The organism is Citrobacter sp. Cpo126, assembly GCF_030332445.1.
GTDB lineage: Bacteria > Pseudomonadota > Gammaproteobacteria > Enterobacterales > Enterobacteriaceae > Citrobacter > Citrobacter portucalensis.
In genome coordinates this window covers 539899-566775 of record NZ_JAOWHT010000032.1, presented here as the reverse complement: position 1 = coordinate 566775, position 26877 = coordinate 539899, and the positions used below count along the sequence as shown (strand labels likewise).

General features: G+C 47.2%; 26 protein-coding genes and 1 pseudogene. 14 read left to right on the top strand and 13 right to left on the bottom strand.

Features of this window, described 5'->3' with window-relative positions; translation table 11 throughout:
* Window positions 1-93 precede the first annotated feature (93 nt).
* The 7 genes from sad (at window position 94) to OGY17_RS11875 (ending at window position 7807) form a co-directional block, all read left to right on the top strand.
* Window positions 94-1482 (top strand): succinate-semialdehyde dehydrogenase, encoded by a 1389-nt coding sequence (gene sad, locus OGY17_RS11905; protein WP_286607311.1) that lies wholly within the window; start codon window positions 94-96, stop codon window positions 1480-1482.
* 103 nt (window positions 1483-1585) lie between these two features.
* Window positions 1586-3163 (top strand): methyl-accepting chemotaxis protein, encoded by a 1578-nt coding sequence (locus OGY17_RS11900; protein WP_286607309.1) that lies wholly within the window; start codon window positions 1586-1588, stop codon window positions 3161-3163.
* A 62-nt stretch (window positions 3164-3225) separates the two neighbouring features.
* Window positions 3226-4152, top strand: a complete 927-nt coding sequence (gene glsB, locus OGY17_RS11895; protein ID WP_003832944.1) for a glutaminase B — start codon at window positions 3226-3228, stop codon at window positions 4150-4152.
* A complete protein-coding gene (locus tag OGY17_RS11890) occupies window positions 4152-4511 on the top strand; it encodes a DUF4186 domain-containing protein (RefSeq protein ID WP_008784753.1) in 360 nt (119 codons plus the stop codon). Before glsB ends, OGY17_RS11890 begins: the two co-directional genes overlap by 1 nt.
* 80 nt (window positions 4512-4591) lie before the next feature.
* Window positions 4592-5119 (top strand): GNAT family N-acetyltransferase, encoded by a 528-nt coding sequence (locus tag OGY17_RS11885; RefSeq protein ID WP_286607307.1) that lies wholly within the window; start codon window positions 4592-4594, stop codon window positions 5117-5119.
* A gap of 106 nt (window positions 5120-5225) precedes the next feature.
* Entirely contained in the window at window positions 5226-6677 is a 1452-nt protein-coding gene (locus OGY17_RS11880; RefSeq protein ID WP_204557923.1) for a tagaturonate reductase, read from the top strand.
* Window positions 6678-6892: 215 nt separating this feature from the next.
* Window positions 6893-7807: a bestrophin family protein gene (locus OGY17_RS11875; RefSeq protein ID WP_125363451.1), complete on the top strand. Its 915-nt coding sequence runs from the start codon at window positions 6893-6895 to the stop codon at window positions 7805-7807.
* On the opposite strand, the gene OGY17_RS11870 is transcribed toward OGY17_RS11875, so the two are convergent.
* Together OGY17_RS11870 and tam are read right to left on the bottom strand one after the other, a co-directional pair.
* Complete coding sequence (locus tag OGY17_RS11870) at window positions 7804-8181, bottom strand: GFA family protein (RefSeq protein WP_003832953.1); 378 nt, start codon at window positions 8179-8181, stop codon at window positions 7804-7806. The two genes, OGY17_RS11875 and OGY17_RS11870, sit on opposite strands and share 4 nt — an antisense overlap.
* A gap of 131 nt (window positions 8182-8312) precedes the next feature.
* On the bottom strand, window positions 8313-9071 hold the full coding sequence (tam, locus tag OGY17_RS11865) for a trans-aconitate 2-methyltransferase (protein ID WP_057067518.1): 759 nt from the start codon (window positions 9069-9071) through the stop codon (window positions 8313-8315).
* Between the two features lie 110 nt (window positions 9072-9181).
* Here tam and OGY17_RS11860 point away from each other — a divergent pair, with 110 nt between their 5' ends.
* Window positions 9182-9703: a GNAT family N-acetyltransferase gene (locus tag OGY17_RS11860; RefSeq protein ID WP_286607464.1), complete on the top strand. Its 522-nt coding sequence runs from the start codon at window positions 9182-9184 to the stop codon at window positions 9701-9703.
* Between the two features lie 9 nt (window positions 9704-9712).
* Here the strand turns inward: OGY17_RS11860 and OGY17_RS11855 are convergent, their stop codons facing one another.
* Window positions 9713-10549: a DMT family transporter gene (locus tag OGY17_RS11855; protein ID WP_079934022.1), complete on the bottom strand. Its 837-nt coding sequence runs from the start codon at window positions 10547-10549 to the stop codon at window positions 9713-9715.
* 52 nt (window positions 10550-10601) lie between these two features.
* Window positions 10602-10979, bottom strand: a complete 378-nt coding sequence (locus OGY17_RS11850) for a hypothetical protein (RefSeq protein ID WP_167819934.1) — start codon at window positions 10977-10979, stop codon at window positions 10602-10604.
* 369 nt (window positions 10980-11348) lie between these two features.
* Here OGY17_RS11850 and OGY17_RS11845 point away from each other — a divergent pair, with 369 nt between their 5' ends.
* The 4 genes and pseudogenes from OGY17_RS11845 (at window position 11349) to OGY17_RS11830 (ending at window position 15626) form a co-directional block, all read left to right on the top strand.
* Complete coding sequence (locus OGY17_RS11845; RefSeq protein ID WP_286607304.1) at window positions 11349-12962, top strand: mechanosensitive ion channel family protein; 1614 nt, start codon at window positions 11349-11351, stop codon at window positions 12960-12962.
* Window positions 12962-13237, top strand: a pseudogene (locus tag OGY17_RS11840) (BamA/TamA family outer membrane protein); the annotation flags it as partial. The gene OGY17_RS11845 and the pseudogene OGY17_RS11840, both read left to right, overlap by 1 nt.
* Window positions 13238-13245: 8 nt before the next feature.
* Window positions 13246-14346 (top strand): DUF4056 domain-containing protein, encoded by a 1101-nt coding sequence (locus OGY17_RS11835; protein ID WP_286607462.1) that lies wholly within the window; start codon window positions 13246-13248, stop codon window positions 14344-14346.
* A 92-nt stretch (window positions 14347-14438) separates the two neighbouring features.
* Complete coding sequence (locus tag OGY17_RS11830; protein WP_060682211.1) at window positions 14439-15626, top strand: OmpP1/FadL family transporter; 1188 nt, start codon at window positions 14439-14441, stop codon at window positions 15624-15626.
* Window positions 15627-16141: 515 nt separating this feature from the next.
* Here the strand turns inward: OGY17_RS11830 and OGY17_RS11825 are convergent.
* The 4 genes from OGY17_RS11825 to OGY17_RS11810 form a co-directional block, all read right to left on the bottom strand.
* Window positions 16142-17071 carry a hypothetical protein gene (locus OGY17_RS11825; protein WP_286607300.1) on the bottom strand — a complete coding sequence of 310 codons (930 nt, stop codon included), beginning with the start codon at window positions 17069-17071 and terminating at the stop codon, window positions 16142-16144.
* 266 nt (window positions 17072-17337) lie between these two features.
* Window positions 17338-17595: a hypothetical protein gene (locus tag OGY17_RS11820; RefSeq protein ID WP_286607297.1), complete on the bottom strand. Its 258-nt coding sequence runs from the start codon at window positions 17593-17595 to the stop codon at window positions 17338-17340.
* A gap of 119 nt (window positions 17596-17714) precedes the next feature.
* Entirely contained in the window at window positions 17715-18050 is a 336-nt protein-coding gene (locus OGY17_RS11815; protein WP_286607295.1) for a hypothetical protein, read from the bottom strand.
* Window positions 18047-18451, bottom strand: coding sequence for a hypothetical protein (locus OGY17_RS11810; protein WP_286607293.1), 405 nt, complete (start codon window positions 18449-18451; stop codon window positions 18047-18049). The genes OGY17_RS11815 and OGY17_RS11810 overlap by 4 nt, the downstream gene beginning before the upstream one ends.
* Before the next feature lie 750 nt (window positions 18452-19201).
* On the opposite strand from OGY17_RS11810, the gene OGY17_RS11805 reads away from it, so the two are divergent.
* Window positions 19202-19651 carry a hypothetical protein gene (locus OGY17_RS11805; RefSeq protein WP_286607290.1) on the top strand — a complete coding sequence of 150 codons (450 nt, stop codon included), beginning with the start codon at window positions 19202-19204 and terminating at the stop codon, window positions 19649-19651.
* Window positions 19652-21013: 1362 nt separating this feature from the next.
* Here the strand turns inward: OGY17_RS11805 and OGY17_RS11800 are convergent.
* The 3 genes from OGY17_RS11800 to OGY17_RS11790 all read right to left on the bottom strand — a co-directional run bounded on the left by OGY17_RS11800 (window position 21014) and on the right by OGY17_RS11790 (window position 23886).
* The gene (locus OGY17_RS11800) at window positions 21014-21496 is read right to left on the bottom strand and encodes a GNAT family N-acetyltransferase (protein WP_063941970.1); all 483 of its coding nucleotides are present in this window, start codon (window positions 21494-21496) and stop codon (window positions 21014-21016) included.
* Window positions 21484-21750, bottom strand: coding sequence for a type II toxin-antitoxin system TacA family antitoxin (locus OGY17_RS11795; RefSeq protein ID WP_008784769.1), 267 nt, complete (start codon window positions 21748-21750; stop codon window positions 21484-21486). Before OGY17_RS11795 ends, OGY17_RS11800 begins: the two co-directional genes overlap by 13 nt.
* 153 nt (window positions 21751-21903) lie before the next feature.
* Entirely contained in the window at window positions 21904-23886 is a 1983-nt protein-coding gene (locus OGY17_RS11790) for an alkyl/aryl-sulfatase (RefSeq protein WP_071692396.1), read from the bottom strand.
* Between the two features lie 243 nt (window positions 23887-24129).
* Here OGY17_RS11790 and OGY17_RS11785 point away from each other — a divergent pair, with 243 nt between their 5' ends.
* Window positions 24130-24516 carry a KPN_03583 family lipoprotein gene (locus OGY17_RS11785; RefSeq protein WP_286607288.1) on the top strand — a complete coding sequence of 129 codons (387 nt, stop codon included), beginning with the start codon at window positions 24130-24132 and terminating at the stop codon, window positions 24514-24516.
* 116 nt (window positions 24517-24632) lie between these two features.
* Here OGY17_RS11785 and OGY17_RS11780 read toward each other — a convergent pair whose 3' ends face one another.
* Window positions 24633-25262 carry a winged helix-turn-helix transcriptional regulator gene (locus OGY17_RS11780; protein WP_008784772.1) on the bottom strand — a complete coding sequence of 210 codons (630 nt, stop codon included), beginning with the start codon at window positions 25260-25262 and terminating at the stop codon, window positions 24633-24635.
* Window positions 25263-25499: 237 nt separating this feature from the next.
* Window positions 25500-26687, bottom strand: coding sequence for an OmpP1/FadL family transporter (locus OGY17_RS11775; RefSeq protein WP_286607286.1), 1188 nt, complete (start codon window positions 26685-26687; stop codon window positions 25500-25502).
* Window positions 26688-26877: the final 190 nt, after the last annotated feature.

The following is a 26877-nucleotide window of genomic DNA, read 5'->3' as shown; positions in this document are numbered from 1 at the left end:
TATTCGTGAATGGCATGGTTAATATTATTCATTTTTCAGAAAGAGTAAATATGCTCATGATACAACCATACCCTGCGATAAAGAGAGGCACTTATGACTATAACAGCAGCAACACATGCGATTTCCATTGACCCTGCCAGCGGTGAAAGGCTGACGGCGACGCCGTGGGCCAGCGCGGAAGAGATTGATCATGCGCTGAACCTTGCCGCGAATGGCTATAGCGAATGGAAACATACTTCCGTTGAGCACCGTGCGCAAACGCTGCGCCAGATCGGGCAATCTCTGCGCCATCGTGCGGAAGAGATGGCGCAGTGTATCTCACGTGAAATGGGTAAACCCATTAAGCAGGCGCGTGCTGAAGTCGCCAAGTCGGCTGCATTGTGTGACTGGTACGCCGAGCATGGACCGGCGATGCTCAATCCGGAACCTACGCTGGTGGAGAATAACCAGGCAGTGATTGAATATCGTCCGGTAGGAACCATTCTGGCGATCATGCCGTGGAACTTCCCGCTCTGGCAGGTAATGCGAGGTGCCGTCCCGATTCTGTTGGCCGGAAATGGCTACCTGTTAAAGCATGCGCCTAACGTAACAGGCTGTGCTGCAATTATTGCGCAGGTTTTCGCTGATGCTGGTGTACCCGCGGGGGTTTACGGTTGGGTGAATGCCGATAACGCCGGGGTCAGTCAGATGATCAATGACCCGCGTATTACGGCGGTAACGGTGACAGGCAGTGTACGTGCCGGTGCGGCGATTGGCGCTCAGGCTGGGGCCGCTCTGAAAAAATGTGTGCTTGAACTGGGCGGCTCCGATCCGTTTATTGTCCTCAATGATGCTGACCTCGATCTGGCCGTTAAGGCGGCGGTCGCTGGGCGTTATCAGAACACCGGGCAGGTTTGTGCGGCAGCCAAGCGCTTTATTATCGAAGAAGGGATTGCGGCAGAGTTTACTTCACGCTTTGTGGCCGCTGCGAGCGCGCTCAAAATGGGTGATCCGCTGAACGAAGAAAACGATCTGGGGCCGATGGCGCGATTTGATCTGCGTGATGAGCTGCACCAGCAGGTAGAAGCTACCCTTGCCGAAGGGGCACGGTTACTTCTCGGCGGGGAAAAAATTGCTGGTCAGGGCAATTACTATGCCGTGACGGTACTGGGCGATGTCACTCCAGAGATGACGGCGTTCCGCCAGGAGCTGTTTGGTCCGGTTGCGGCAATTACCGTGGCGAAGAATGCTGAGCATGCCTTAGCGCTGGCGAATGACAGTGATTTCGGCTTATCCGCCACGGTGTTTACTGCGGATGAAGCGCTGGCGCAGGAGATGGCGTCACGCCTGGAGTGTGGTGGCGTATTTATCAATGGCTACAGCGCCAGCGATGCCCGCGTTGCGTTTGGTGGTGTGAAGAAAAGTGGCTTTGGCCGCGAACTTTCGCACTTTGGCCTGCATGAGTTTTGTAACGTGCAGACCGTCTGGAAAAACCGCCTTTGATGGTGTGGGTGCCTCCGCTGGGGGCACCTGTCTTATTTCTGCAATTTTTCTGTCATTTACTCTCCGTACACTCGCGGCTAACGCTTTGATACAGAAGAGTAATATGAACATAACGCAAATTTTCCATCGTCTAATACCCCGTCAGTTCGGTCTGTTAACCGGCATTTTTTGCATTATTGCGCTGTTCTCTGTTTTGCAGGTCGTGTCCTCCTTGATGCTCTCGGCCTCAGTCAGCGACGCACAGCATAATGAAGGGCGTAATCAACTCGCGCTTTTGCAGCAGGAAAAGGTCGATGAAGCGCGGGTGGCGTTATTATCTGCCAGCGATTTACTTAACCGTGCGGGGATTTATTTTATGCAGGATGCCGCCACCGGTTCGGACGGGAGTTGGCGGCCGTTAATGGAAGAGGCGTACCGGGCGCTGGCGCAGTCAAAAAGTGCATGGGATGCATGGCGGGATATGAAACCGCAGTCGGACCCGGGTCTAACGGAGAGCTATCAGCGTTTTTATAGCGGTATTCTGGAGCAGGCGGACGGGCTGATGCAGTCAGGTTCCATTGATGCGTTTTTTGCCGTACCCGTACAGGCCTTTCAGACAGACTTTAACGGTAATTACGCGCGCTTTCAGCAGGACAGTGGGCGACATGTGGAAGCTGGGCGTCAGCAGCTGTTGACCAGTCTTGAGCGTTTACAGAATCTATTTTTGTTTATTCCTCTGGTGCTGGTGGTTATCGCCTTTCTGGTCTGGCGTAGTATGTTCCGTTGGGTGATTATGCCGCTGCGACGGCTGATCGATCATATCGATATTTTAGCGGCGGGTGATCTTTCTCGGCCAGCCCCGCAGGTGAGTCAGTTTAATCGGGAAGTGACGCAATTAAGTTCGCGTATTGCTGCAATGCAGCAGGGGCTCTGCGCGCTGGTGCGGCAGGTGAATGATGCCACCACCGCAATGGTAGGAAATATCAACGAACTTGCGCAGAACAATAAACAGCTATACCAGCAGTCGGCAAAACAAAGTGAAGAGTTGAGCACTGTGACATCGCATATTTCGGTTCTTGAAACGCATGTTGAGGATAACAGTGGCTTTGCTGAACTGGCGAATCAACGCGCAGTGCAGGCGCGTGATATTGCGGCAGGTGGAGACCGAATGATGGCGACGGTAAATGCGTCAATGCAGGCGATTGTGACTCGCTCGTCTGAAATGCGAGGGATTACAACGCTTATCGACAACATTGCATTTCAGACAAATATCCTGGCTCTTAACGCGGCAATCGAGGCAGCACATGCCGGGGAGCAAGGGCGCGGGTTTGCCGTGGTTGCGAAAGAAGTTGGGCTGCTGGCGCGAAAAAGTGGTCAGTCTACGCAAAACATTCAGACACTGATTAAACACTCGTTACAGGGCATTGAAGAGGGCTTTCACGCGGTTAACGGACTGGATAAGAATTTGCAGCAGGTTATCGCACTGGTGGAAAACCTCGGTGCGTTACTGAACGACATTTCGACTGCAACGTTAAATCAGGGGAACAGTATTCACCAGTTAACCCGTCAGCTCCATGTCCTGAACGGCGAAGCCCGACAAACCAGTGATCTGGTGAATGCTGCATCTGATTCTTCCTTACAGCTTCACCATGAATCTAACCAGCTTATGCAGGCCGTGGCCAGATTCCGCCTTCCGGCCTGACGCTGCGTATTCAGCTCTGTTATACTCGCAGGCCTTTCATACCTGCGAGCAAGGAGCATGTTGTGGCCAGGGCCATGGACAATTCAATTTTAGAGACCATTGTGCAGCAGGTTCGTCCGCTGATTGGTCAGGGTAAAGTCGCTGATTACATTCCGGCATTAGCATCCGTCGACGGTTCAAAACTGGGTATTGCTATCTGTACCGTTGATGGACAGCACTATCAGGCGGGAGATGCGCAAGAACGTTTTTCTATTCAGTCGATTTCAAAGGTGCTCAGTCTGGTCGTGGCGATGCGTCACTATCAGGAAGAGGAGATCTGGCAGCGCGTCGGCAAAGATCCTTCCGGTCATCCTTTTAACTCCCTGGTGCAGCTGGAAATGGAGCAGGGTATCCCTCGCAACCCCTTTATTAATGCCGGGGCGCTGGTGGTTTGCGATATGCTGCAAGGGCGTCTAAGCGCACCGCGTCAACGGATGCTGGAAGTGGTGCGGGCATTAAGCGGCGTTTCGGATATCGCCTATGATGCGACGGTCGCGCGATCGGAGTTTGAGCACTCGGCGCGTAACGCCGCTATTGCCTGGCTGATGAAATCCTTCGGCAATTTTCACCATGACGTGCCCACCGTTTTGCAGAACTATTTTCACTACTGCGCGCTGAAAATGAGCTGTGTGGAACTGGCGCGGACTTTTGTCTTTTTGGCAAATCAAGGGCATGCCTTTCATCTTGCTGAGCCTGTGGTCACTCCGATGCAGGCCCGGCAGATCAATGCGCTGATGGCGACCAGCGGCATGTATCAGAACGCAGGGGAATTTGCCTGGCGGGTCGGGCTTCCGGCGAAATCTGGCGTGGGTGGCGGCATCGTGGCGATCGTGCCACACGAGATGGCGATTGCTGTCTGGAGTCCGGAACTGGATCCGGCGGGAAACTCACTGGCCGGTATCGCCGTGCTGGAGCAATTAACACAACAGCTGGGGCGCTCGGTTTACTGATGAAAACGCTCGATCCTCTTTTTGCCCGGCTGGCGAAATCAACGTTTCGCTCGCGGTTTCGTCTTGGTCAGAAAGAAAGGCAGTATTGTCTGGATAAAGGGGCGCCAGTTATCGAACAACATGCTGCGGATTTTATAGCTAAACGACTGGCACCTGCGTTTCCCGCAAATGATGGAAAACAGACTCCTATGCGTGGTCACCCGGTATTTATTGCTCAACATGCTACGGCGACGTGCTGTCGAGGGTGTCTGGCGAAATGGCATGATATACCTCAGGGTGTAGCGCTAAACGATGAACAGCAACGTTACGTTGTCACGGTTATTTACCACTGGTTAGTGCTCCAAATGAACAAGCCATAGATAACATTATCCTATGATATGCCCCCTTGTGTTGTGTAATTGTTAAAAGCAGTATGAAGGGGTCAATCTAAGGAGAAACCATGGCTTCCGGCAAACCCTGCTTTGTGCTGAGCGCGGCACAGATTCTGTCGAGAATCGACGAGCTCAGCGATGTTCTTGAACAGTGCGTCAATGACGGCGCCTCCATCAGTTTTATGCTGCCCTTTAATCGCGAAAAATCAGAGCCTTTCTGGATGAAGGTCGCGCAAAGTGTTTCTTGCGGTGAACGGATCGTTCTTGGTACTCAGAATGCGCAGGGGGTTCTTGTCGGTACCGTCCAACTCATTATCGAGCAACCCGAAAATCAACCTCATCGTGCTGATGTCGCCAAACTGCTGGTTCACCCTTCAGCGCAACGCGGTGGCCTGGCCCGTGAATTGATGAATGAACTGGAAAGTTGCGCGCGTCAACAAGGTAAAACGCTGCTGGTGCTTGATACGGCGACGGGCAGTGGTGCGGAGTTGTTCTACCACAATTGTGGGTGGAAAAAGGTAGGGGTGATACCTGACTATGCCCAAATGCCCGACGGGACGCTGACCGGAACCACACTTTTCTATAAAACGCTCTAATTTGTCGCCGGGGATTGATCAAAACAGGGTTTCAATGTATTAAAGTTTGCTAACCTATTGGACCAATTCAATCAGGTTGTATGACTAATCATAAAGGGAACCCATTGTGCAAACACTAAATCGTCGCGATTTCCCCGGTGCTCAGTATCCTGAACGCATTATTCAGTTTGGTGAAGGAAACTTCCTGCGCGCCTTTGTAGACTGGCAGGTAGATCTGCTGAACGAACATACCGATCTGAACGCTGGTGTGGTCATTGTTCGTCCTATCGAAAGTTCCTTCCCGCCATCGCTGAGTACGCAGGATGGCCTCTATACCACTATCATTCGTGGTTTGAATGAGAAGGGCGAGGCCGTCAGTGATGCCCGTCTAATTCGTTCAGTTAACCGTGAAATCAGCGTCTATAGCGAATACGATGAGTTCCTGAAGCTGGCGCATAATCCTGATATGCGTTTTGTGTTCTCTAACACCACGGAAGCAGGGATCAGTTACCACGCAGGCGATAAGTTTGACGACGCGCCTGCGGTTAGTTATCCGGCTAAACTGACGCGTCTGCTGTTCGAACGCTTCAGCTATTTTAACGGCGCATTAGATAAAGGCTGGATTATCATCCCTTGCGAACTGATTGATTATAACGGTGATGCACTGCGTGAACTGGTTCTGCGCTACGCTCAGGAATGGGCGCTGCCGGAAGCGTTTATCCAGTGGCTGGATCAGGCCAATGCATTTTGCTCCACGCTGGTGGACCGTATTGTTACCGGATATCCGCGTGATGAGGTAGCTAAGCTCGAAGCTGAACTGGGCTATCATGATGCTTTCCTCGATACCGCAGAACATTTCTATCTGTTTGTCATTCAGGGGCCAAAGTCATTAGCCGCCGAACTAGGTCTGGATAAGTATCCGCTGAATGTCCTGATCGTGGATGACATCAAACCGTACAAAGAGCGCAAAGTGGCGATTCTCAACGGTGCTCACACCGCGCTGGTCCCTGTTGCCTGGCAGGCAGGGTTGGACACCGTGGGCGAGGCGATGAATGACGCTGAGATTTGTGCTTTCGTGGAGAAAGCGATCTATGAAGAGATCATTCCGGTACTGGATTTACCACGTGATGAGTTAGCTTCTTTCGCCAGCGCGGTAACCGGTCGATTCTGCAACCCGTATATAAAACATCAGCTGCTGTCGATTGCCCTGAATGGCATGACCAAGTTCCGCACCCGTATATTGCCGCAACTGCTGGCAGGGCAACAGGCCAGCGGTAAGCTGCCGGCGCGTTTGACGTTTGCACTTGCCGCGTTAATTGCTTTTTATCGTGGAGAGCGCAACGGTGAGTCTTATCCGGTTCAGGATGATGCGCACTGGATAGAACGTTTTCAACAGCTGTGGTCCCAGCATCGCGATCGCCAGATAAGTACCGAAGCGTTGGTCAAATCTGTACTGGGTGTCAAAGAACACTGGGAACAAGATCTGACGCAGGTTTCTGGACTGGTGGAACAGGTCTCTGCCGATCTGGATACCATTCTGGCAAAAGGTATGCGTGAAGCCGTTAAGCCACTGTGCTAAGACGACTACCGATAACCCGGCTCAGGCCGGGTTTTTTCTGGATATACATTAGTTACAACATACTATGTGGTTTATATCATAAACCCGGTCTGTGACTTAGGTGCGGCTTCATTTTAAGCAGGGCCAAAGTTGTTGGGATAATGTTGCGATTAACTTGCAACATTGATCGCTATCGCGTCTAATGTGACGGATTTCACATTTTCCCGAAGATAACCATGATCGTTCGTCCCCAACAACACTGGCTGCGCCTGATATTCGTCTGGCATGGTTCCGTATTATCTAAAATATTTTCACGACTGCTGCTGAACTTCCTGCTCTCCATCGCCGTTATCATCATGTTGCCCTGGTATACGATGTTGGGTATCAAATTTACCCTGGCACCGTTCAGTATTCTGGGCGTGGCGATTGCTATCTTTTTAGGTTTTCGCAATAACGCCTGCTATTCACGTTATGTCGAAGCCCGACACCTGTGGGGGCAGTTGATGATTGCTTCCCGGTCACTACTTCGCGAGGTGAAAACCACCTTACCGGATGACGCCGAACTGGGGCAGTTTGTTCGTCTGCAAATCGCATTTGCCCACTGTTTACGCATGACATTACGTCGAAACCCACAGGCAGAGCCGTTGGCGAAATATCTCAGCGAGAAAGATCTGCAGACGGTATTTGCCGCACAATCGCCAGCAAACCGAATTTTGTTGCTGATGGGGGAGTGGTTGGCCGTGCGCAGACGTGATAGGCAGCTGTCCGATATATTATTTCATAGTTTAAACAACAGATTAAATGATATGTCGGCAGTACTGGCAGGTTGTGAGCGAATCGCGAATACACCCGTTCCGTTTGCTTATACTTTGATCCTTCATCGCACTGTTTATCTGTTTTGTATCATGCTGCCATTCGCGTTGGTGGTGGATCTTCACTACATGACGCCGTTTATTTCGGTGCTGATTTCCTATACTTTTATCTCGCTTGATGCGCTTGCGGAAGAGCTCGAAGATCCGTTTGGTACTGAGAACAATGACCTGCCGCTGGATGCGATTTGCAATGCAATCGAAATCGATTTACTGCAAATGAACGATGAAACCAATGTGCCAGCAAAACATATGCCGGATAAACATTACCAACTAACTTAGTTTCGTTCTGTTTCCCACCATGCTGGCCGCATATCAGAAAACGAATGAAACTCCGGCGCCAGATCTTCATCATTAGGATCGTCAAAAGCGCCGGCTAAAAGCGCAATGACCGGAGCGTCATCGATGGCGCCCACGGAACTACCGCACTGAGGGCAAAAAGCCCGACTGGTGGTTTCAGATGAGCGCCAGGTTGTCGGTTTTCCGGCTTTTCCCGTCCATTCTACATTTTCTGCATCAAACTCAATCCAGACGACGGTCGGGGCCCCCGTATGTTTCCGGCATATATCGCATGAGCAGGTATGGGAATTATTAGGACTGCTGGCAGTGAAGCGGATCGAGCCACACAGACACCCACCAATGTAGACTTTAGACATAACAACTCCCGTCAGAAACATGTGGCAAGACACTAGCAGATGCCAGACATAGCCACTAGATCCTTATGATAAAAAGGCGAGGGCGCGCATACTCGGTAGCCCAGTCCTGTGATCTGTCTGGTGATAAACGCTTAACTATTGCGTCTGGCAACAATAAACAACCGCGGAAATGCCAGCAAAATATTGCCGTTTTCCTGCAACGGATATTGATCCTGAAGCAGTTCATGGTAGCGAGCCAGGTAATGACGCTGCTCGCTTTCGCTCAAATCCTGCAACCAGGGGCGTAGTCCCGTTGAGCTTACCCAGTCGATAATCGCCTGATGCGAATCCATAATGTGATAATACGTTGTACGCCAGATATCTACATCACAACCCGCTTCGGTCAAAATATCATAGTAGGCGTGAACGCCAGGAAGCGGAGCACGCCCCCGGTCGGGGTAATCTTGTTCATAAGCCACTTCGCGCATCAGTACATGCGTGGGCTCCAGCCAGTTATCCGGCATTTGCACGGCCAGAACGCCGTTGTGACTCAGCTGTGAGACCAAATGTGGGAATAATTCATAGTGATCGGGCACCCACTGTAACGACGCATTTGCATAAAGCAGATCCACGGGATGCTCGGGCTTAAACTGGCTAATATCCGCTTCGATAAAATGGCAGTCAGGTAATGCGTTGCGTGCTTCATTCAGCATAGCAGGTGAAGAATCGACACCTGTTGTCTTTGCCGTGGGCCAGCGCTGATGCAGCAATGCCGTACTGTTTCCCGGACCACAACCAAGATCAACAACTGAGCGGACATTTTCTAACGCCACACGGCTGAGTAATTCTGCTGCGGGTCTTGAACGTTCAGTTGCATATTGCAGATAAAGCGAAGGGTTCCAGTCGGCCATGTATAAATCTCCAGTATGAGAGGAAAAGTCGGAAAAGGACGGTATAAGACCTTGCCGATGAGCCACTTATTTTAGAAGATTATATGAAAATGAATGATAAGGGCAGGAATATGCTGGAAACATCAAGGTTGATATTACGACAGTGGGAGGCTAAAGACCGAGCCCCTTTTGCTGCACTCAATGCCGATTCTGACGTGATGCGTTTTTTCCCCGCGCCGCTACAGAAAGCTGAAAGCGATAACCTGGCCGATAGATTTAGTGAAGGTATTGCAGAACGCGGCTGGGGATTTTGGGCCGTAGAGCTAAAAGAAACACACCAGTTTGTGGGCTGTGTGGGGTTGCATCCACAACCTGATAAATTTCATTTTTCACCCTGTACCGAAATTGGCTGGCGGCTTGCTAAAGCATACTGGCGCCAGGGTCTGGCGTTAGAAGCCGCACAAGCGAGTCTTGCATTTGCTTTTGACGTACTGGCGCTAAATGAAGTCGTTTCATTTACTTCTGTGCTGAATAAACCGTCAGAGAATCTGATGATACGACTTGGTATGAATAAAACAGAAGAGTTTACGCATCCCGCGTTGCCGCCAGATCATCGATTGGCACAACATGTTCTGTATCGTCTTTGCCGATAATTAATCAGTCTATTTTGCTCCTTTTCTCATATCAGAGAAAATAACTAAGCCAATTCCAGCCAAAATAATGACGCTTGCGAGAAGGATTCTGACGGTGAGCGTTTCGCCCAAAAATATGATCCCACCGAGAGTGGCCAGACAAGGTACGCTGAGTTGAATAGTACTGGCCGTTGTGGACCTGAGTAAGGGGAGCAATGAATACCACAGCAGATATGCACCTCCCGATGTAATTGCACCAGAAAGCACGCCCAGAACTAATCCATATATATCGATATGAAGATGAGAATGGAAGAACAGAGGAATAATCAATGCGACCGGGATTGACAGGATGAAATTCCCCCCGGTAGAAGCAGCAGCATCCGTGATTTTTTTCCCTGTGATACTGTAGAACGCCCAGGCTAACCCAGCAATAACCATCATTATTGCAGCATACAAGGAAGGGCGTTCTGCACCAGGAAGCAGCAATATGGCTATTCCAGCCAATGCTCCGAGTATTCCTGTTATTTTTAAAATTACGAGCTTTTCTCCCTGAGCTATCCCCCATACTGTCATGACGAGCTGAACGGTACCAAAGAGCAGCAGGGCACCAGCGCCGGTGCTGAGAGAAACATAGGCAATGGAGAATGAAAAAACATAGATGCAAAGGAGCAGGGCATTTAACCACTTGAACTCAAATTTTCTGCTGTCAGATGTTATCGCAATAAATAAAAAAAGGGCAATTGCGCCACTTATCAACCGGAGGCTGCTGAATGAAATAGCATCAGCATGCATCCCCTTCAACGCGAGTCGGCAAAGTACGGAGTTGCCGGCAAATGCGACCATTGCGATGATGATTCTGATGAGCAAGATAACGTCCTTTAGTCGATACGATAATTAGCACAAGATGCAGGTGTTGTCTTTAAAAACAGGTGTGTTGATTAACATAATTGCCAACATCAACGACTCTATTCGTGTTGGGATCGACATTAAGAACGACAAAACGCATTTGCGGGCAGAACAGCTCTGCACTTTTCTTGCTGCATTCAGTTTGTAGCCATCGATGCTCACCCTGTTCGGTTACAACCGTGTTCACGTTTCCGTATTCGCTGCACACAAAACCTTTTTCAGTTGCTCTTTGCCTTGCTGCCTCCAGGCTCAGACCAATAACATTCAGCTCATCGACCTCTTTGGCATGTGTGCTGTCGGAAACACGGGTTAATGTGCAGCTCGACAGCGTAGAGGTAAATAGCAGCAAGAGCATGAAGCGTAGGATGGTTTTGCTTTTTTTGTTTCGCATTGTCCGATATGTACTCAATTTTATTATCGTATTTCTGAAAGTAAGTGAAGTCACCTAGTTCAGTATATAACGAACGATTACATACCATTGCTTAAAAATCAAAGATGTGCGGTTTTATATTTTTAAATGAAAGCTACCAAAGCCAGAATCTCATGACGTAATAATTGAGACTATGTACTTTGGGTCAGAGGTATGCGTTTCAAATTAGCGACGATAAAGATAAGAGCCTTCCCAGAGTTCACATCAAATGAAGATCTCATTCTGACTAACATTGCGTAAGTGAAAGGCTGGTCTATGCTAAAAAAAGCAATCAAATTTGCGTTGGCTTTTTGAATAATAACGATAATTATCGTGTTTTCGGTGGCGAATATGAACAGGATTGTGATCGCTTTTTTAATGTGCTTTCTTTCCTCTTTGGTTGTTAACACATATGCGGCGGAACCTCGTCAGGAGCCCACCGAAAAGGAACGCGCGCGAACGGTTTATATTTTTCATCAACCGATTGTCATGCTCCAGGCGAAATTCGGCCTTACCACGCCAGAAGAGCGGGTGCTGCGCATCCGCAATACGCTACGAAATTTCACTGAAGCCGATGTTCGCGAACCGCTACAGGTTGTATCGGTCACGCGTTATAACCAGCCGGGAAGGCTTATCGTGATGAACGGTAAACCGGTGATGTTGCTGACACAAGGCGATCTCGACGAAGGAGACGATCTTACGCTCGACCAGGCGGCGCAGCGCGTACTGGCGCGCATGGAGGCGCAGCGGTCTGCATTGAGCGATCAGTATAACAGCGCCTGGCTGGCGCTGTCGGCGGTGAAAACGGTGGCTGGTCTGGTGGGACTGGTGCTGTTTTGGTTCGGTGCATACCGTTCCTGGCGTTGGGTCAGACGCGTTTATCGTCGTCGCATTTTTGAGAACAAAAGCTGGATCCCCCAGAGTTGGCGGCATTTTATCGGCGCTATCGAGACACGCCTGTACGCACTGTTGATGATCCTGCTGGGTATCGTTGCACTTTACGTTTGGCTGAGTTGGGTCTTTAGCCTGTTTCCCTGGACGCGCGTCTGGGGAGAGTCCCTTGGTGACTGGTCTGTACGCGTAGTGCGTGATATTGCATTGTCGATTGTCTCAGCGTTACCTGGCTTGATGATCGTCCTGATCATTTTTCTCATCACGGCCTTCATCCTGAAGTTGCTTAAAGTGGTTCTCAACCAGGTGGAGGCAGGGCGTTTGCAGTTGCCTGGAATTCATCCTGAAACCGTGGGCGCAACCCGGAAGTTGATCTCTGTGGTGGTGTGGCTCTTTGCGCTATCTGCAGCCTATCCCTTTTTGCCTGGTGCCAATTCACTGGCGTTTAAAGGTATCAGCGTTTTCTTTGGCCTGATGCTCACGCTGGGGTCGGCCGGGGTGATGAACCACGCAATGAGTGGACTGGTTTTGATCTATTCGCGCGCGCTACGCAAAGGCGACATGATTCGGGTAGCGGACAACGAGGGATTGGTAAGCGAAATTGGTATGCTCGCGACCAAAATTATCACTCGTGAAAATTACGTGGTCACCGTGCCAAATGCGGTAGTGGTTAGTGGAAAAATTACTAACCTTAGCGCGCAAAGCACCAACGGCGGCGTCAACCTGACGGTCGGCGTTACCATTGGCTACGACACGCCCTGGCGCCAGGTCCACGCAATGCTGGAGTTGGCAGCCAAGCGTGCCAAAGGAATCGATCTTTCACAGCCGCCGTTGGTGCGTCAGCTGAGTCTGATGGACTGGTATATTTCCTATGAATTGCAGGTGCGCCTGCTGCCGGATGTATCTCTGGCAGATGCCCGTAATGAACTGCATAGCAATATTCAGGACGTCTTCAACGAATTTAACGTGCAGATTATGTCTCCGAATTTTGTGCTACAGCCAGAAAACAGCGTGATGGTGGCCAAAGAGAATTGGTATACCGCACCCGCAACACCGCCAGAAGGCGGGAAATAATGCGTTGGCTTTTTCTGCTAATTCCTCTGCTGTGCTGGCGCGCTATGGCGACAGGGCTTATTGATCCTGAAGACGGCATGGTGGACATGAGCCGTTATTTACAAGAAAACCCGTACGGTTTTCTACCGATTCCGCTGGTTATTACCGAGCCGGCCGTTGGTTATGGCGGCGGCCTGTTCGGTCTGTTTCTGCATGGCAAGGGACGACAGGTTGATGGGCAGTTTATTCCTCCGGCCATGAGCGCGTTTGGCGGTGGCGGAACGCAAAACGGTACCAAGGATTTCTGTTTTTACTGCTGGTAGCCGGATTTGCCTGCGCGGAAGTTCCTGGCCTCACTCTTAAACAAGCGCATAAGGCATATCCCGTTGTCGGCCATTTAGCACCGCCGGAGTCACTACGCCCATGCTGCGCGTTTGGCTATGATCTTCATGTCAGGGCGATAGGTGTGCCGATCCCTGTCTACCAGATTGGCAATGTATTAACGTTAGATTCACTGGGGCGTCATCACTATAACGATAGTGCGTTGGGGGCCGTGAAAAATATCGTTGGACTGAGTGAGGAAAAAGACGGACTGCTTTATACCCACCGTGGGGGTTTTATCGACATAGCGCACGTTCGCGATACGGCGGATAACACCTTTTACCTCTTTTCTCGTATTTATCCAAAACTTGGTCAACAGTGGCGTTTTTTTTACAGCGAAGAATTGGGCGTCAGACGGATACAGCTACACGGTTTCACACCTCCTGCAGCAATGGCGCAGCGTTACACATTGGCCGCCTGGTTGGCGGGGAATCTGGCCTTTGAACTGGCTCAATGGCACGAAATTGCACAGTGGTATGGATTCGAGTCTGTTCCCGGTTTTTCTGAGCAGATTTCTGCATTTTCCCCGGAAGATCTCTATTCAAATCTACTGGGTGCTCGTATCGCCATCAACGTGATTTTACAGGGCAGGGTGGAATCCATTGCGGCCTACAACGCGGCGGTGGATCGCGAACTGCAGCGGGTTTTACTGCAACTTGGCGTCGCAACCCGGACTGAAACTGAGCGTAAGTTTCGCGAATTGGACGGTGACTGGTGGAACAGTAAACGTAGGGTTCCAGATAAATTCCTGGTGTTAAAGCGTAACTATAATCTTGAGCATAACCGGTTACCAACCCCAGTTTCGTACGAGAACGCCACACCACTGCAACTGACTTTTCCCGCCGTGATCGAAGGATATCGGCTTGCGCGCCTGGGCGAGTTACAAATTTACCCGGGCACTTCCATGCAATCGCTTCCGCGACCGAAAACTTATTACGCACCAGATAGTTTTCAGTCCCTGGCTGACACAGCGAGTGAAGCAGACAAAATTCAGCTCGAACGTATGCACAAGTCACGCTTTTAATCCGGTGCTTTTGCCTGACAATTTAAATGCTGCGAGCTACGCTTTTACAGACGCTAACTACTTCAATAATGAAGAAATTCTGCAGGTGGCATATGAAAAAATTGACCTTGATTTATCTTAGTCTTTTTTGTTCGCCGTTAGCACAAGCTAGCGCACTCTATTTTTATGAAATAGGCACCGAAGATACGGCTTTGGCAGGGGCGGGGCAGGCAGCGCGTGCGCAGGATGCCTCCACCATCGTGACTAACCCCGCAGGAATGACGCGACTTCCGGATCATATGTTCACCGGTGGATTACAGGCAATGGATGGTGATGTGTCCTACACCCTTGAAGACGAGACGGGGCGTAAAAGCCCCGGTGACATCATGCGCTTCTTTCCAAATGCCAGCGCATTCTATGCCCAGAAGGTGAATGACGATCTTTATGCTGGTATTGGGCTATACGGAAATTACGGTCTGGGGATCGATTTTGGCAATTGGTCCGGCGACCGGCTGATTAAGAAAAGCACCATGGTTGCGATGACGCTCAGTCCATCGCTGGCTTATAAGCTTAGTGACAGGGTTTCCGTTGGGGGCTCTGTTAACGTCAATTACGGTTTTCTGTCACTTACTCGAAATGTTGATGGCAACGATGAAAAAGAAAAGGATCATGACTGGGCGATGAGCTATCGTCTGGGATTATTGATGGAACTGACCGATCAAACCCGGGCCGGTATCGCCTGGACCAGCAAAACTGAGTACGATTTTGATATTGACGGCAAAGCGCGTTTCCCGAACTTACCGAACGTGGAATACGATTTACCTATTTCTGCGCAGGTACGTGCTCCACAGCAGATTATGTTAAGTCTGGTTCATGACATTAATAAACAGTGGTCAGTGATGGGCGATCTTGGCTGGCAGGACTGGAGTCAGTTCGGCGCGCCGCAAATAACGGTGGTCGGGCAAGAAGTTGATAAGTCCAGTCGTCTTAAGGATTCGTGGCATACGGCTTTAGGTGTGCAATTTCGACCTACGGAACAATGGCGTTTGAATGCGGGCGTAGCTTTTGATAGTACGGTCTATAATTCGCAAAGCGATGTGGCGCTGACGTTGCCGACCGGTGATGAATGGCGATTTGCTACCGGAGCGCAATATCAAATTACACCACAAAGCAATATCGGTGCTGCTGTGTCGTATCTGCATATGCAGTCGTCCCACGTACAGTCACCATCAATTTATCAGGGGAGTTACGATAATCCGTATCTGTGGTTTGCCAGTGTGAACTACAGTTATCAGTTTTAATGTTCAGTGAAGTGAGAGTCGCGGTGGAATTGTAGAAGACATAAAACAGCTATTTGCATAACCAGCTGTAGTCGAGAGCCATCATCCAGAACTGTTAGCGCTGTTGAGGCAACTGTGCTTGAAAGGGTTTTGAGGCGTCATTATTGAGCAGCACAAGGATGACCATAAAACATCAGATTCAGCCTTTATCTACGTTAGTGCGCATAATGTATTGGATTGTGAAATGGCGTGGAACACGCTATTTCCCCTCAAGACTCATAACTAGATGGCTGCACCAATAAGCGACAAGCTGGAAGCTTGAGCGATAGAGAGCTGAACGAATGGCGTGACAATTGTCTTTTGCAATTGGCATGACATGAGTGAATGCGTTGTTGTTGATTTGCCCGTTCACGTAGTAACAAGACTACCCCCACAAGTTGTATTCCATAACTCGTCAGTTAGAGAATGCTGAATCTTTATAATTAATCGTTTGTGATTCAATCAAGGACACTGAATTAACAATGCCCTTTGTTCAATCACATCACTTCATAGCAATGCATATCAATGGATGGATTTCTATCTATCCACCGTTGTTTCAGCCAGTCGAGATACTGAATGAAGACATGAACGTCACCATCAATGAGGAAGCAATGACGCATTATCTTCTTTGTTAATGGGAAGAAGACTGTTGTTCCATAGGGTGTATCAGTGATAATGGTGTGAGTGTTTCCATTCATCACAATCTCATAATCAATTATCAAAGCCTCTTTGGCTTCATCAACAATGGATTCTCGATTCTTGTTTATGGAGTAATAATCTGACTTGGCTATCTTCATCGCCTGATTTCTCAAGCCAGCTTCTTTTGCATTATCACTGGTTGGAATGAAACACATTGTATCTGGTGAGTAATGACGACGATGGGAATAGTCTTTGTCAAACTCATATCTCACTGGATTATCCTTCCAGTTGCTATATCCGGGAATTGCTGGAAGGTCTGAACAGAAGTTCTGGAAGCAATGCCAGCGTTCACACACAACCACACCTTTGTATCCCTTGTGAACCTGCTTTCCATTTCTGGTGTAGTAGCAACGAGCAATCATATTTTGCCAGAGCACATACTCCTTTGTTCTCTGTCCATATGTATCGGGAGTGTAGGGGACATATGTCCGATACTGTCCAATTCCGATATAGCCAACACCATGAATAACGGGACGCATTAACGCTTCTCGTCTTTCTTCTTCATTGCCGAAGTCATATGAACGGTCGGCAACCTTTCCAGATTTGATAGCTGAGCAATAAGCTTTGGTTGTGTGCCCAGTTTCTTCAAACTGAACGACATAATAACCACGGCGGTTATGATTGAGAAGCTTGCCAAGAATGCGATATCGACCGTAACGATTAGAGGTGAAGACATTGCCTGAATAATAATGAGGATGATTGTAATCTGTAGTGTAATTGTATTTCATCGGATGCTCCATAGAATGAATGAGAATCAACAGAAGGAAGAATGAAGTTGGAATGGGTCCTACTTTCATCAACACCTTCAATTCAGGCATTCACTGCATGGAGCTAAAAAAAAATTCATAAATAAAATTGTGGCAATAATGATCAAATAACAATCAGCCATTATTAAACGCTCTGTATGCCATTTTGAGAGCTTTTAATAATGGACAATGCAATGACAGGGCTTAACGTCTCACGACGTGCTGTAGCCCTATATAGCGCATTATTTTTAACGTTTCACACCCTCTAAACGGTCAGCCTCTGCATGACGGCCACAAGCCCGCAGAGACATAATCTGTAGCTTTAATGGGTCATTGAATACATCTTTATCAATAGCTGAATTTGCAGCAGTATGACGAACGCCTGTTACTACATCTGTGGAACGTGCAGAACGAGCTAATGCAGGAGTAACACGATTCCCATGACGGTCAATGTGATATGCACCATTAGCTTTGTTTGCTTCATGCTGCGCTCTGGATAATGCCATTGTCAGCCTCCTTGTGTGAAAGTTGTTTTGAATACAGTCTGTTCTTCTTTGCCAGTCTACGAATAGTTGTATTCTGTATTCTAACTATTTTGGATAGTTTCTTATTCATGGATATCTTCTTATGCGCGTAGAGTGGAGTGGAACACCTGGACAGGAATTGGCTGAGTAAATGAAATAGATTCATTCGCTTCTAAGGATGCAAGAAGTAGTTCTCTTGAGCGTTTCATTCGCTTAGTGCCAACTCGCGTCTGCAAGGAATACCCTTTTGTATGGCTTAGCCATATAGGATGAACTCCAGCTTTTATCCATAGATAACGAGGGGCACTTACATTCCAGCCACAATGATTATCACCGCTAAAGCACTTGCTGATTTTGCATCTGTCATCATCTTTTAAAAGACGAGCAAAGATTTCATCATTCAAGCCTTTAGCTGAAAAACTGTGGAGTGTTTTCATTGGGCATATCTCCCGGACATTTCCTGATACTGTTCAAGTCGCATGTCAGACCATGATTTAATTCGATGATTACAACGGAATTTCCCATTAGAATCAGAAATGAAATAAATAGTGCGGTCAGACATAAGGCGACGCTGCTGCATTTGATTAAGTCGGAGTGAGATTTCCTTCGCATCCATCCAAAATGAATAGCCATTAATAACTAATTCAATCTGAACTTTCCCATCTTGTTCGCGATGATTAACGATACGAGTATCTTTACCCATAAAGCCACCTTCACTGGTGAGATAGAATAACGAGATAAGTGTCTCATTAATTATTTCATCAGGTGGAGTGAATGCAGTGGAAGGGACAGAAGAGGTTGCTTGTGAAGCAGGAGATGAAGGCATGAAATTGTTCATGTGTATTCCTTATTAGATGATTATTAAGGTTTAAAGAAATGTGACATTATTAGTGGTTAGACCAGATAGCAATGCCTCTCAATGCCACAAGGAGAGGCTCTGGAATGAAATAAGGTGATTATGAGGGTAGGGCAGAGAAAGCCCTGAGATTGCCATGCAGGCGTGCTAAATGGGGCATTAGTTGGAAGTGAAGGGATTGTATTCTGTATTATCCACCGCTCCCGATTTTGGCTAAATAACGCACGTACTATCTAGCTGGTACAATGAGTTCAATAAATGATCATAGCACTAATTGCTTATTATATCGTTTGACAGAATTCGATTTATGCCTTAGGCTCGCTCTGCTGCCAGCGAGCGAATAGTATTAGGATTATCTCTATTGTTATTATCTTATCTATTATCCGTAATCTGTACTTATGAAGACTGAATTACTTAATGAAGAGCTACAAGATTAATAAAAGAATAATAAAGAAACAGTAAGGAGGACTTAGGATAGACTGAATTTCTTCATGAAGTATCATAGCCCTCCGCAGGAGTCCTTGCCGGAAGGCAGATAAGATTAGAAGAATGAACAAACAATAAGATAGCACTTCTTACTACTTACACCGAAAAAGGTGATTTTGTATAATGCAGTTGTTCTTTTATCTCATAAACAACTAATGTCTCAGAACAGCTCAGTTGTTGAGTGTATGCACATAACTCCTTAGTCGATATGAGTTGAACTTCAATTTAACAAGGAACTTGCAATTAATGAAATCTGTCATTAACAGAGGAGTTGTTGCTTTGGCAATCCTCTCGCTTACAGGGTGTACTGGTTGTAAATACATTTCAGGTGGAATTTTTTATTGTCCAGACAGTAGTAATAAGATTGAAAAGAAAACACCCGAAGTTACTTCCCATACAAATACCCAACCAAAGCCTGTACCAGTTCCAGCACCGAAAGAATTAACTCCAGAACAAAAGAAAGAAATTGAGCAACTAAAACAACGGGCAGACAAGAGGTGTGCTGTGCTCATGAGGGATTTTCAAAGTAAGTATGATGTGAATCATCCAAAGCTTCTTTCAGTTCACGGCAATAAGCAGCTTGTGGTTTGTACCATTCAATACTTAGCTCCGCAATCTTATGGAGCTAATGCACCAGTGACAATAATTCTTCAAGGAAACTTCAACAACGATGTGTATGAAGTAAGGCAGTTCTAAGCGATAAGGCACATTAATTTTGTATACATGAATCAGGCAGAGATGCGTTTTCGGCATAGGGTACTGACCACCTCATTCTGTTTCATACGCCAGATATCAGCAACCCATTTTCGGCATAGGGTACTGCGATTAACTGATATCTGCTTTCTTGGGCATGAATACTATTGGCCTCTGCCACCCAGCACAAGACTGGAGGTTCGGTTGTCCCAATAGCTTTCACATATACAAAGGTAAGTGTCTTGTTACTAGATTAAGGCACGATTTTGGGCACGATACATTTCACGATTAAGTCACATAACTATTTCTCATAACAAGAAAATGTCATGATAATTGCTTTGGAGCCATGAAAGAGTAGGGTAGCTAATCCCTTATCTTCCATCCCATCTGCTTTAAGCGGAGCAAGTCAGCAACCATGTCCAGTGCACTGGTGATTGCTAACACTCATCATCCATCGGCTTGCTTAAGGCTGACAGATTCTGAATCAATGGGATAAAGCTAGCGTGTTCCACGCCAGTTAAAACAATTAATAATGGCATTTCGCCACCTGCTTCGAAGAAGCTATTTCAAGTTCGACAGCATTCACGAGTGTGTATTCATCGAATAACAAACGCGGTAAGCACAAGGTATGGAGTCCCTGTATGAATGTCTGGTGCTACATTGTTGGTTATGCAAATGCAGACAAGCTGCAAGTGTCGGTCAACACGAGGTATGGAATCCTCCGCACATAACTCATTAAAGCTTTTCACTTTCATGGACAGATTTAGCGTCTGGTCTAAGACGAGAGGAATTGTATAACAATTGTCAGTATCTAGAATCCTCGAATTGTAAACAAGATTTGCTGGAATCTCACCAGCACTACGAAGTTTAACGTTGGGCAGTACAACGCATTCTCTGTGCATTAGTCCTTGAAGGAATCCATCATTTACCCAAGATGATAAATTCAGACTGACACATCAGAAGAATTCAAAAACAGCTAATGCCTCAGAGAAGCACATAGCCGAAACAGAGAAGAAGCGTTCCAGTTTGCAGTAACCAGAATCACATCCAGCTAATGCAGAGGCTTGCACAAGCTAAAAGACGAAACAGGTTTTGATGATGTCGGTCAGGTGAATGAAGACATCACAACGAGCACAATCCCTCGAACGTAGTGAGAGCTTGGCCATAGAAGTCCACAATCCGAACCAGAGGGCGCAAGACAATCCAACTGTTATGCGAACTAACTACTGCACCAATCTAGCTACAATTCTTGTTACCTGACGTTAGTGCGCATAATGTATATTATGTTAAATGCGATTTGATACGTACTCAGTTAAGTCCCCATGTGGCCCACGTTTGGCCATTGACCTCCTCTGCTCATTACAATCATGAAAGCCTGAGAAACAGAGTTCGTTCTTGCAGTTGAGATGCTTTGAATCCGTGGTGAAGATAAAAACGTTTAGCTTCGTCTGTGAGCGCATGCACCATAACGGCACGCACGCCAATATTTTCTGCCACTTTGTAACACCGCAGTACCGCATCGTGAAGCAGATCGGCCCCTAACCCTTTTCCACGAACAGAAAGATCTACGGCCAATCTGGCAAGGATAATTACGGGGATTGGATCTGGCATGTTACGCCGAAGATTGCCTGTTGCTTCTGTGTGGTTGACGCTACCAGTGGCCAGTGAATAAAAGCCAGCGACTTGTCGCGTGTCTGTTTTGCAGACAACAAACGTCCTGGCTGCGCCGAGAGCCTGATTTTTTAGCCCTTTTTGCTTTAACCAATCATCGAGAACAATTTCTCCGCTGACAAATTCCGCCAATTGATGAATGTGAGTTAGCGGTTCTGGTGCGGTTACAAATCCCACTGTGGTTTCCTTGCCAGTAGCTTCCTGATAGCGGGATCTTCGGCAACCGGAGCATCAAGCATCTCGATAAACTCAGCGTATTGTTCATCATTAAAATTAAACACTCGGCGATCGAGAATGACGTTCTCTGCCGCCTGGCAGGCCATTTCCAGAATAAAGTCTGTACGCGATTTATGTAGAATCTCTGCGGCCGCATCAATAAGCGCGCGTTGGGATTCTTTAGCTCTAAGGTTGAGCTGGACATCTGATTTCATTATTAAGCCTCTTGTATAGCAATTGCTTTACAAGCATATCATAAAGCTTATGTATAGCAACTGCTATACAGTCTCGTACAACTCAATACTCTGATAAGCAACAATAAAAAACCCGCCAGTGCTGGCGGGTTATGGCATAGTTTGTCTCTGAAGTTAAGGCGTTACCATGTTAAACCAGAAATCAAAGCTATCTAAATACCCGAGGAACTCATCAAGCTTGGCATGATTGCCGGAAATTTGTACATCACCCTTCTCTTCTGCCTGTTTCAGCGATTCTTCCTTGAGAATGATTTTGTTCAATGTTGCACGGTTAAGTGTAATGGAGGCATCAGCGTTGCTGGCCTGTGCATCAGCGCTATGGTTAAGAACACCGTTTTCCAGTTCCAGTTTGTATTTACCGCCGTCAGCACCTAAATCGACGTTGAAGACTGCCTGCGCATTTGCCGCTTTTTCTCCGTTAATATGTACCGCGAGATAATCAAAGAACATCTCCGGCGACATGGCCTTAACGGTATCCGGGCTGGCGGTATTTGGCGTCGCGCCTTTTACCACACCGTTGCGTAATTCTTGTGCACCTGTCAGATAAAAATTACGCCATGGACCGGACTCAGCCTGGTAACCCATTTGTTCAAGGGCATCGGCTTCCAGATTACGGGCTTCTTTATTGCTCGGATCAGCAAAGACGATATTGTTAGTGACTTGCGCCACCCAACGGTAATTGCCCTGGGCGTAATCCGTTTTCGCTTTTTGCATGATTGCATCAGCGCCGCCCATATAATCGACATATTTCTTCGCGGCATCAACGGGCGGTAATTCATTCAGTGTTGCCGGATTACCGTTGAACCAGCCGAGGTAAAAGACATACGTTGCTTTCACATCATGGCTGACAGAACCATAGTATCCACGGCTGGCCCATGATTTTTCCAGACCAGACGGCAGTTTGAAGTTAGCGGCGATTTCGTCACGGGTCAGCCCCTGGTTAGCCATACGCAGCGTCTGATCGTTGATGTAACGGTACATATCACGCTGACTTTTCATTAACTTCACCACATTTTCATTACCCCAGGTCGGCCAGTGATGCTGAGCAATAATAATGTTTGCCTTTCCACCCCAGCGGCCAATAACGTCATTGATATATTTTGACCATGCCAGCGGATCGCGGATCTTCGCGCCACGTAATGAATAAGTGTTATGTAGCGTATGGGTGACATCCTCTGCAGCTTCGATCATTCCCTTCTCTTCTACATACCACAGCATTTCAGAAGGTGCTTCCGATCCCGGTGCCATCATGAAGTCATAGGTTAGACCGTCGATAACTTCTTTCTGCCCGGTGTGGGTAATATAGTTAGTGGGTTCAATCAGCGTCACCGTACCGGCGGAGGTTGTCGTCCCCAGACCCGCACCGACCTGACCTTTTGCATCCGGTTTCAGCAGATTGCCGTACATGTAACTGGCTCGGCGACTCATGGCGTTACCTGCCATAATATTTTCAGATACAGCTTCCTTCATAAAACCAGCCGGTGCATATACCTTCACTTTCCCGGATTTCACATCAGCGTCATCAATCACGCCGCGGACGCCACCGTAGTGATCAACATGGCTGTGTGTATAAATGACGGCAACAACGGGTCTTTTACCGCGATTCTTATAATAAAGGTCCATTCCTACTTTCGCGGTTTCTGCCGAGACAAGCGGATCAATGACCGTAATGCCCTCTTTCCCTTCCATAATTGTCATATTCGAGAGATCAAGATTACGGATTTGATACACGCCATCAGTGACCTGGAACAAGCCGCCAATATTGATCAACTGCGACTGACGCCACAGGCTTGGATTAACCGTGTCGGGGGCTTTTTCACCCTCTTTGATAAAGGCATATTGCTGAGGGTCCCAAACAACATTTCCCTGCTTACCTTTAATCAATTCACTGGGAAGCGGAGCAATAAAACCTTTATGAGCGTTCATAAAATCGGTTTTATCAGTGAATGGCAATTGACCATATAAGGCGTCATTCGCACTTTTGGTCTGAGCAGTCGCATCTTTTGCCCCTTCCTGTGCCAATACAGGTAGTGATATTAATGATGTTGAACACACGCCAGCTAATGCCAGATAACTCACTAGTTTATTAAGTTTCATAAATCCTCACTAATAATATATTAGAAACCCTGCTGCTCTGATTGTTGAGAAGCTTCCGTAATACTGTGTTCATCAGGTTTCTATGATCTAATGCTCGTAGGCTAACATGATCTTATGAAACAATATAATGCAATGACATTTAATTTTAAATTTCATTTTGTTTTTATTTAAACAAAATAGCTGTAGACACCTGACTGTATAAAAAGATAATGGCTGGCATCCATTGTCTTTAGAACACTATATATGCGCACTCTCTATCTACTTCTCATCACTGGGATACTTTCTGGCTGTAATACTTCTCCCCCAGAGAAAGTTGTTAAAATCAATAAAATGGTGATCCCTGTTGTTCAGGCACAACCCGAGTCAAAATCAAGTAGTGACTCGGCATCCCTGTCCTTATACCAGGATAATAAACAGCAAATTGAAAACGTCGTGAGTTCGTTAAAAAATGAGTATCTTCATGAGGTTAAGCCAAGAGAGATGTTTGACGTTCATAGCCAGGCATACCAGGTTTATGCTTCTTTAACCAAGCTCGAACAAATGCAGCAAATGAACAATTTTTATTATAAGGAGCATGATCAAACAGGACTGTTAAGCATTAATCAGTCCGTGAACTCTCTTATTGAATAACAAGAAACCCTCCTCAGAGAATGATGAGGAGGATTTTTTGCGATTGATATATAGCATGCCACTACAATAGAATATTAAATTTAGAAAATCGATTTGTAACTTGTTTGTGGGTTTATTTAAAAGCGCTCAGGTAATTTATTGATGGAAGTAAGATACCCTCCGCGTTCAAAATCAATATACCCTCCTTTTTTTAACGCAGATACAACATTTAAAACACTGCTGCGCGATAAGTGGGTCCGATCCTGAATATAATCCAAAATAGAAACTCGCTTGCGCGTCTCTTCCGGCAACAAAATCATCTCTTCGAGGTGGTTACGTATCACTGAATAAGTACGCTGCTGTACGACTAAATCATCACGATAAAAGAGATAACCCGTATGATATGAAAGCACTGCCGCCGCATCTTCCCACAAGCCTTGTTGATGAAAGAGTTCTCGTGCTTTATCAGCATCGACGCGTAATAAGGTTGATTCAGCTTCAGCGCGCAATAAATGGCCGTGTACCGGTTGGATCATTTCGGCAATACCGAACAGATGGGGTTCATAGACGGTCACGATTAACAGACCATCAGAAGAACGTAAAATGGACAGCTCCCCTTGCAAAAAAAGGTAGAGTTGAGGCTTATTCTTGTATTTCCACATGATACGCCGCCGCGGCACAACCTTCATCTTTTCTGCAATCGGTTCAAGTGCTTGCATTAAACGTTGTATGCTTTGTTCTGGGCGTACCGGAGGTGAAATTTGCATAATCAAACCTGTATTATTTATATTGAAAACAATATGCTTTTACCTATATTCCATGAAGGTAGTACAGATTCATATTAAAACCATAAATTGCTCAATAATAAAAGTACAAATTTATTTTTATTTAAACAAGCGTGAGTGATAAGACCACCAGCAGATGGTCACCAGACACCGCCGGATAGATAATCCGCCATGGTGACTATTAACAATGCGTGAGATATTTAATCGGGAATAACGGCGCTAGAATTGATAGCTGTAGTTGACACTGGCAAACCATAGCCACGGGTTCTTATACTGGCCTGCAAAGATATCAGATTTGACGTTGGACGACTGCATGTGCAAATACTCAACGGCAACGCCAATATTGCTGGCTGGCGTAATCTGGTACTGTGCACCGGTGGCAAGTCGCCATTCCTCGCCGGTTGGCATCGAAAGCGCTACATCACTTTGCGATTTGTACGGTGAACTGTCATATGCAATACCGGCATTAATGCGCCACTGCTCATCGGGATGATATTGCACGCCAAGCGCTGTATGCCATGTATCTTTCAGACGAATATCACGATCGCTTTGCTGACCATTTATTGTAATCTGCGGGCTGCCAAACTGACTCCAGTCCTGCCAGCCAAGATCGCCCATCACTGACCACTGCCTGTTGATATCGTGAACCAGACTAAACATCACCTGCTGCGGAGCACGGACCTGTGTGGAGATCGGCAGATCATATCCAATATTAGGTATATTGGGAAAACGCGCTGTCCCGTCAATATTGAAATGATAATCGGTCTTGCTGGTCCAGGTTACACCCGCCCGTGTATTGTCAGTTAAGTCCATTAATAACCCAAGGTGGTAATTCATCGCCCAGTCATGATCGCTTTGTTTCTCATCGTGGCCATCGACATCTCTGCTTAGCGACAGAAAACCATAGTTTAGCCCTGCAGCTGCGCCAACCGACACCTTATCACTTAGTTTCCATGCAACAGCGGGACTCAGCGTCATCGCAACCATGGTACTTTGTTTAATTAACCGATCCCCTGCCCAGTTGCCGAAGTCGATACCTAACCCATAGTTGCCGTACAAACCCAAACCGGCAGAAACGGTATCACTCAGCCGTTGCGTATAAAACATGCTGGCATTAGGGAAAAGCGTCATTACATTACCGGGGCTTTGTCTGCCATCTGTCGTATTATTCAGCGTATAGGGAATATCTCCGCCCATCGCCTGTAATCCTCCGGTGACCATATGGTCAGGTAAACGAGTCATCCCCGCAGGGTTCGTTAACAGCGTAGAGGCATCCTGAGCACGAGCGGCCTGCCCTGCACCAGCCAGTGCGGTATCTTCCGTTCCGATTTCATAGAAATAGAGCGCACTGGCGTGACCGACCGATGAAAAGATCATCCCGGAGAGAAAAATTATATTTTTTTTCATTGTATTACCTGTTTGGAGGGGGCGTTCTTTACTAAACGTAGGGTCAGCTATCACACGGTATTGATTTATGCTAATAGCATAATCAGGCATCAGGAATGATGTCGTGTTAAATTTCATCCAATATTAAATTTTATAATTCAACACAATGACATCTTAAAAGTCGACTTAATGAGAACTCTTCTTAATAAGT